We start from the raw sequence: 776 nt of genomic DNA, 5'->3' as shown, positions 1-776 counted from the left end.
GCGGTGGGCACCAGATCCTCGGCCCCGCGCGCCAGATACGGCCCGCCACGCTGGAAGATATCGGCCCCGGTGTTACCGAACCCGGCCGCCGAGAGCAACGCCTGATCCAAATCCTTCTGCTGCGCGTTGATCGAACGCGACGTCACCACCGCATGGTTGAGGAAATCAATCAAATCCGGCGCCGCATTGGCATACGTGTCGCCCAGACCGGCCAACTGCTGAATGTCATGACGGGCCTGCGGCATCTGCGGATTGACATCATCGAGGATCGCATTGGCATTGATGATCGACTGGCCAAACCGATCCCCCAACCCCGCCAACGACTGCGCCGCCGCACTCAACGTGAGGTTGAGTTTGACCGGATCCACCTTCTCGGCCACCGAGGTGATGGTCTGAAACAACGTATTGCTCTCGGTGGTCACCGAACGCGCATCAATGACCGCATGCGCGCGAATCCGCTGCGGCGACGGATGGGCCGGGCTGGTCAACGACACATACTTCTGGCCGAACACCGTCGTCGCCCTGATATCGGCATTCACATTGGCCGGAATCAACTGCAAATACCGCGGATAGATATCCAGCACGAACTTCGCCGCCGGCTTGCCGTCCTGTTGCACCTCGGCAATGCTGGCCACCCGCCCGACCTGCACCCCGTTCAAGGTGACCTTCGCCCCGGGATCCATCACCAAACCCGCCCGCGACGACAACATCGTCACCGGCGTCTTCTCCGTGAAATCCCCCCGAAACTGCAGATACACCAACCACAACACCAACGC

1 protein-coding gene is annotated in these 776 nt (G+C 61.3%); it reads right to left on the bottom strand.

Annotated features, from left to right (window positions below):
- A partial coding sequence (locus tag A5747_RS16250; RefSeq protein ID WP_142245616.1) for an MCE family protein occupies nucleotides 1-776 on the bottom strand: 776 nt, incomplete at both ends.

The sequence above is a fragment of the Mycobacterium sp. IS-836 genome (genome assembly GCF_001954275.1).
In the GTDB taxonomy this organism is placed as follows: domain Bacteria; phylum Actinomycetota; class Actinomycetes; order Mycobacteriales; family Mycobacteriaceae; genus Mycobacterium.
This window is presented reverse-complemented; position numbering and strand designations above follow the sequence as displayed.